Below are 6,491 nucleotides of genomic sequence, written 5' to 3' on the forward strand. Positions count from 1 at the left end.
AGCATTTCTTTTTGTGCCATGTTGAACATCTCCTCTTTCATGGATGACATATCAGGATAGTTTCAATCATAACATTATTACAGAAATAATAAACAAATTTTAAAAAACCATATTGACAGTTTCAATTAATCATGCTATTATAATTATGCATACGGTTGCACAAACTCAATGCTGTCACATGTAATACCATAATCCACCATAGTAAAAAATGTTTTATTGTGCCTATTTTGCTAAGAGATCATATTGTTAAATTTTTTGTTGAGTTGAAGCAAGGTATTGGCACCAAGAGAAGGGTAAAAATTGCAATTAGTGCAATCGGTTGCACAAGGTCCGATTGTGATAGGTTAGGGTGTCAGTTGGGGAGGATAAATATGAATTTCCACGCTGTCTATCATAGGCCAAAAGGGAATTTTGCTTATGCTTATGATGAAGCCACTATACATATTCGCTTGAGGACGGCAAAGCAGGATGTTGAGGAAGTCAATATAGTATACGGCGACAAATATGATTGGCCAAAAGAACGTTATGAGAAACCCATGAGAAAGATTTATTCAGATCACCTCTTTGATTATTGGCAAGCGAATGTAGTCCCTCCATTTAAGCGTTTGTGTTATATATTTGAGCTAAAATCCAAGGGGCGCAAGTACTGGTATACCGAATATGGATTTTATGATCAGCCAGTTTCAGAAATAAACATGATGTTCCAGTATCCGTATATCAATAAAGGTGATATTTTCAACACCCCTGAGTGGGTTAAGGATGCAGTTTTTTACCAAATTTTTCCCGAGCGATTCGCCAATGGAGATGTCAGTAATGACCCTGAAGAGGTTGAATCCTGGGGCAATAGGCCTACGGCTTTCAACTTTTTTGGAGGGGACCTTAAGGGTATTATACAGCATCTGGATTATTTAATTGAGCTGGGTATCGATGCTATATATCTGACGCCCATATTCGAAGCCCCAAGCAACCATAAGTATGATACAAAGGATTACATGAAAGTGGATCCCCACTTCGGTGACAATGACACCTTAAAGGAGCTCGTGTCAAGATGCCATCAAAAAGGTATAAGGGTAATACTGGATGCTGTCTTCAATCATTGCGGATATTATTTCCCTCCTTTTCAAGATGTGATAGAAAAAGGGCCCAAGTCCAAATATTGGGACTGGTTTTATATACATGATTATCCTATCAAGACTCATCCTAGACCCAATTATGAATGTTTTGCCTTTGAATATCGCATGCCAAAGCTCAACACTCAAAACCCGGCGGTTAAGGAGTATCTTTTGGGAGTGGCTGAATTTTGGACCAGGGAATTTGACATAGATGGATGGCGTTTAGATGTAGCCAATGAGGTGGACCACGCTTTTTGGCGGGAGTTTAGGAGATTGATAAAGGCCATAAAACCCGACGCTTATATTGTGGGCGAGGTATGGCACGATGCCGGACCATGGCTACAGGGGGATCAATTTGATGGCGTGATGAATTATCCCTTTGCCGAAGCGGTCATTGATTTTTTCTGCAAACGTACCATAGATGCCGAACAATTTGCCAATACACTCAATATGTGGAGGTTCAGATACCCTGATCAAGCCAATCAAGTGCTGCTCAATATTGTGGATAGCCATGATACCCCCAGATTGTTGAACATGTGCAGGGAAGATAAGAGGCTCTTTAAACTTGCTGTATTGTTTCAAATGACGTATGTGGGCGTACCGTGTGTGTATTATGGCGACGAAATAGGAATGACAGGGGGAAATGACCCTGACTGTAGAAGGACCATGATATGGGATAAAGAAAAGCAAGATAAGGAGCTGTTGGAGTTTTATAAGCAGTGTATAGCTTTGAGAAAGGAGCATAAGGCCCTACGGAGGGGAGAATGTAGCTTTCTGTATGCCCATGACTATCAATTGATCATGCAGCGTTCTATGGAAGAAGAGGAGATAATTGTAGCTTTTAACGTTAGCGACAGTCCCTTTGAAATGGATTTAGTGTATAGAGATAAACATTATTCCATCGCCATAGGACCTTACAGCTATGATATCATCATCGACAAAAAGGAATAGGAGTTGAGGCGATTTGCAAAAGAATTTACGCATATCAAAGCCAACCTTAGCAAGCGCTGTAATAGGGAACAGAAGGATGTTGGCCTCGATGACATCAAACGGCCAAATACATAGGTTGTGGTGGCCTAGATTGGATGTGTATCAGCAAGTAGAAGAGTGGAATTTTGCGATTTCTATAGAGGGGTACACCAACTTACTGTGGCTCCACGATGAAACAGAATGGGATTTTACTCAATCTTATCTGGAAGATTCACCTGTGGTACTGACAAATGCCATACATAAAGTATTGCCCTTGGGCTGGGAATTAAAGGATTTTGTGCTCATTGATCGAGATGTGTTGGTAAGGCGGTGGCGTATCAAAAACCTTTCGGGGCAAACGGTTTCACTCAAACTGTGGCAATATTCTGACTTTGCTATAAACGATCGCGTCAGATATAACACCACTAAATATTTGAAGTATATAGATGGCCTGTTGCACTACCAGGCCGATACCGTCATAGCCCTATTTAGCAATAGGAGGGCAACAGCCTTTCAATGTGGTGCAGATGCTAAGGAGCATGTGAAGGCTTGTAGCTTGAATTGCAAGAACCAGGATATTTCTTCATGCGGTGCCCTTATGTGGGATTTAGGCGATGTTGGGGCATATGGATATGTGGATGTTGATATATACTTAGTAGCTGGCAATTCCATTGATGGCATTTTAGAAACAGCGAAGGCTTTGAAATCTGAGGATATATCTCTGATTGAAAACGATATTTATGAGCATTGGAAAAAGATTTATGAAAACGGTTGCTTAAGAGTAAATGATGAAAAAATTAATACATTGTGTAAAAGGTCGGTCATGGTATTTCATCTTTTGAGCCACGCTGATTTGGGAGGTATACTGGCGGCACCAGAAGTGGATGAGGATTTTTTGTACTGTGGCGGATATGGATTTTGCTGGGGAAGAGATGCAGTCTATGTAGCAAATGCTATGGATGTGGCCGGGTACCATCACATTGCCCGTAAATTTTATTCATGGGCTGCATCGGCCCAGTGCAGTGATGGTTCGTGGGCTCAAAGATATTATTTGGATGGTTCAGTGGCTCCCAACTGGGGATTGCAAATAGATGAGACGGGTTCTATATTGTGGGGTATTTGGGAGCATTATGAGGTTACACACAACTTAGAGTTTTTACACGAGATGTGGCCGAGTATAAAGAAAGGGGCAGATTTCTTAATTTCTTATAGGGATAGCGATACGGGTTTGCCATCAGATTGTTACGATATTTGGGAAGAGCGAATAGGTCAACATACGTATTCAGCAGCAAATGTGTATGCAGGATTGATAAGCGCAGCTAAGGCAGCCAAAGAAATGGGGTTTCATGAGGATGCCGAAAGGTGGAATAAGATTGCACAGGACATAAAAAGGGCTATCGAGAAATTATGTTGGGAACCTGGAGCTAACCACTTTATAAGAAGCCTCAAGATGGACAATGGAATGTTAATCAAAGATTTTACTATAGATGCTTCTCTTTTAGGGTTGGTGTATCCTTTCGGGGTATTTGAAGCAAGGGATGAAAGGATGGTATCTACTGTCAAGTTAATAGAAGCGCGGTTATGGAGCCCAAAGATAGGGGGCATAAAGAGGTATGAAAATGATGCGTATCGCGGAGGAAATCCCTGGATATTAACGACATTATGGTTGGCATACTATTATGCATTGATCGATGAAGATGACAAGGCCAAAAAACTCTTTGACTGGGCTGTGGAGCATGCAACATCCATGGGATTGTTCCCCGAACAGATTCATAGAAATACAGGACAGCCTGCTTGGGTAGTACCTCTTACATGGTCTCATGCCATGTTTGTGATGGTTCTTAAAAAGTTAATGGATAAGGGAATTGTGAAATAAAATCACGAGAGAAAGGGGAAGAAAAAATTGGGAATTACTATTAAGGACATAGCGAAACTTGCAAATGTGTCTCCATCAACCGTATCGAGGGTCATAAGCAATAGTCCCAAGATAAGCCAGGAAACCAAGGAAAAAGTGTATAAGGCTATGAAGGAGTTGAATTACGAGCCCAATGTAATAGCCAGAAGCCTTGCTAACAATTCTACCAGGATATTAGGCCTGATACTGCCCACCAGTGAAGATGACCTGTTTGAAAATCCTTTTTTCATGCAAGCCATGAAAGGGATCAGCGTATATGCTCAAAAAAAGGGATACTACATAATGTATGCTTTCAGCGAAAATGAAGAAAAGGAACTGGAGTTTATAAAGCATTATGTGAGGAGCAAACTGGTCGATGGGATCATTCTCTTCACTTCCAGGCAAAATGACAAGTGTATATCCTATCTCAAAAATGTAGGGCACCCATTTGTTTTAATTGGGAGACCAGAACAGCCCAATGACGTTTTATGGGTTGATAACGATAACTTCCGAGCCATGTACAATGTAGTGGACTTTTTGGTGAAAAAAGGTTATAAGGATATCGCTTTTATAGGAGGACCTGAAAACTTATATGTAACCCGTGACAGATTTGATGGATATAGAAAAGCTCTCCAGACTCATGCTATCAGTGAAGATGATAAAGTGGTGAAGTTCGCCAAACATTTTTCAAAGCAAGCCGGTTATGAAGCTATGAAAGAAATTTTAGCATACAAGATTCCCCAAGCTGTGGTTACAACGGATGACTTGTTGGCGTTGGGTGCTACCCACGTCCTGAACGAGCTGGGAATAAAAGGAGTCGCAATGGTAGGGTTTAACAATACCTATTTGGCGGAATATCAAGTTCCTTCTTTAACATCGGTGGACATAAATGCCCATAAGCTAGGAGAGTATGCTGCCAAACTACTTATAGAGAAACTACAGAAAAAAGACATGCCTTATACCCACTATATAGTAGATACTGTGCTGGTAGAACGGGAATCCACAAAGCTATAAGAAAAATAGAGGGGATACAACGCCGCTAAAAAACGGTGTTGTACATAAAAACAAAACTATGAGTATGGAGGGGTCTAAAATGAAAAAGAGCCTATCAATTATCTTGGTTTGCGTATTTTTGATGGCTTTGCTAATAGCAGGATGCGGTGTTAAGAACAGCGGCACGCAAAGCGAGTCCACCACTCAAACGGGCAGTGGACAGCAGACGCAGCAGGAAAGTGTAGGCGGGCAGGAGGAAACGTCTGCGGGGGATAAAGCAGAAGAGATTCAGCCTGAAGAAGGAGCAAAGCTGAAGCTGTGGATGGATAATGATGAATACAACGAGAGGATAGTGGAGGCATGGAATAAGCTATATCCAGACATCGAATTGACGGTGGAAAACGTGGGTACCACCGATGCGCGCAGCAAGCTTGAACTCGATGGTCCCGCAGGGGTTGGAGCTGATGTATTTGTAACAGCGCACGACCATGTTGCAGTTGCAGCGGAATCAGGTCTCATATTAGAAAATGATGTTTTTGCCGACTATGTAAAGGAAAATTTCATGGACGTAGCAATCCAAGCCGCTTCTTACAAAGGAAAGATATACGGATTTCCGTTGACGGTTAAGACCATTGCTCTCTTCTATAATAAGGATTTGGTGGATAAACCGGTAGAAACATGGGATGAAATGTTCGAATTTGCTAGGGAGTTCAACGATCCTTCTGCTAATAAATTTGCTCTGGTATGGCAGGCCAATGAGCCGTATTTTGCACATGGGTTTTTAGCCGGATACGGGTACAAGATGTTTGGACCCAATATGGACGATAAAAACCAGCTGGGATGGGATACTCCTGAAGCCATTGAAGGCATGAAATTCTATCAAAAGTTAAAGGAGATATATCCGGTACCATCGCAGGATGCTACATGGGATGCTATGACCTCACTGTTCTCCTCTGGGGAAGTGCCCTATGCAATAACTGGTCCATGGTCTATCAAAGATTTCCAAAATGCCGGTGTGAATTTTGGAATTACCAAGCTTCCCAAATTGCCCAACGGCAATTATCCAATTACTTTCTCAACGGTGGATGTCGCATGCGTAAGTTCGTATACTAAATACCCCAATGCAGCCAAATTGTTGGCTAAGTTTTTAGCCAGCGAAGAGGGATTGAGAATAATGTATGAAACCAAATATGAATTGCCTGCTAGCCTGAACGCTCAGGAGACCATACTGGCCAATGACGAATATTTGAAGGCTGTTGCTGAACAAGCGGAGAACAGCACGCCCATGCCCTCGATACCCGAAATGGCTCACGTATGGGATCCCTATAAGAAAGCATTTACTGCTGTATGGGATGGAATTCAAGACCCAGAGACGGCACTGAAATCGGCGCAGGAGGAATTTTACTCTGTTTTGTCGACGCAATAAATTAAAGGGATGGAGAGAAGCTTGGCGCTATGCCGGGCTTTCTCTCCCCTTATTAGTTTATTTCAGCTTAGGGAAAGGGGATTTCCTTTATGAAAAA

Annotated in this window: 4 protein-coding genes; all 4 read left to right on the forward strand. The window is 41.9% G+C overall.

Annotated elements, in window-relative coordinates:
• Positions 1 to 371: 371 nt before the first annotated feature.
• The 4 genes from FWJ59_RS07095 (at position 372) to FWJ59_RS07110 (ending at position 6,394) form a co-directional block, all read left to right on the forward strand.
• Positions 372 to 2,063: a glycoside hydrolase family 13 protein gene (locus FWJ59_RS07095; protein ID WP_414481254.1), complete on the forward strand. Its 1,692-nt coding sequence runs from the start codon at positions 372 to 374 to the stop codon at positions 2,061 to 2,063.
• Between the two features lie 76 nt (positions 2,064 to 2,139).
• Positions 2,140 to 3,957: a glycoside hydrolase family 15 protein gene (locus FWJ59_RS07100; RefSeq protein WP_414481255.1), complete on the forward strand. Its 1,818-nt coding sequence runs from the start codon at positions 2,140 to 2,142 to the stop codon at positions 3,955 to 3,957.
• Between the two features lie 27 nt (positions 3,958 to 3,984).
• Entirely contained in the window at positions 3,985 to 4,989 is a 1,005-nt protein-coding gene (locus tag FWJ59_RS07105) for a LacI family DNA-binding transcriptional regulator (RefSeq protein WP_414481256.1), read from the forward strand.
• Between the two features lie 79 nt (positions 4,990 to 5,068).
• A complete protein-coding gene (locus FWJ59_RS07110; RefSeq protein WP_414481257.1) occupies positions 5,069 to 6,394 on the forward strand; it encodes a maltose ABC transporter substrate-binding protein in 1,326 nt (441 codons plus the stop codon).
• Positions 6,395 to 6,491: the final 97 nt, after the last annotated feature.

The organism is Caldicoprobacter sp. (genome assembly GCF_047459465.1).
Classification (GTDB): domain Bacteria; phylum Bacillota; class Clostridia; order Caldicoprobacterales; family Caldicoprobacteraceae; genus Caldicoprobacter.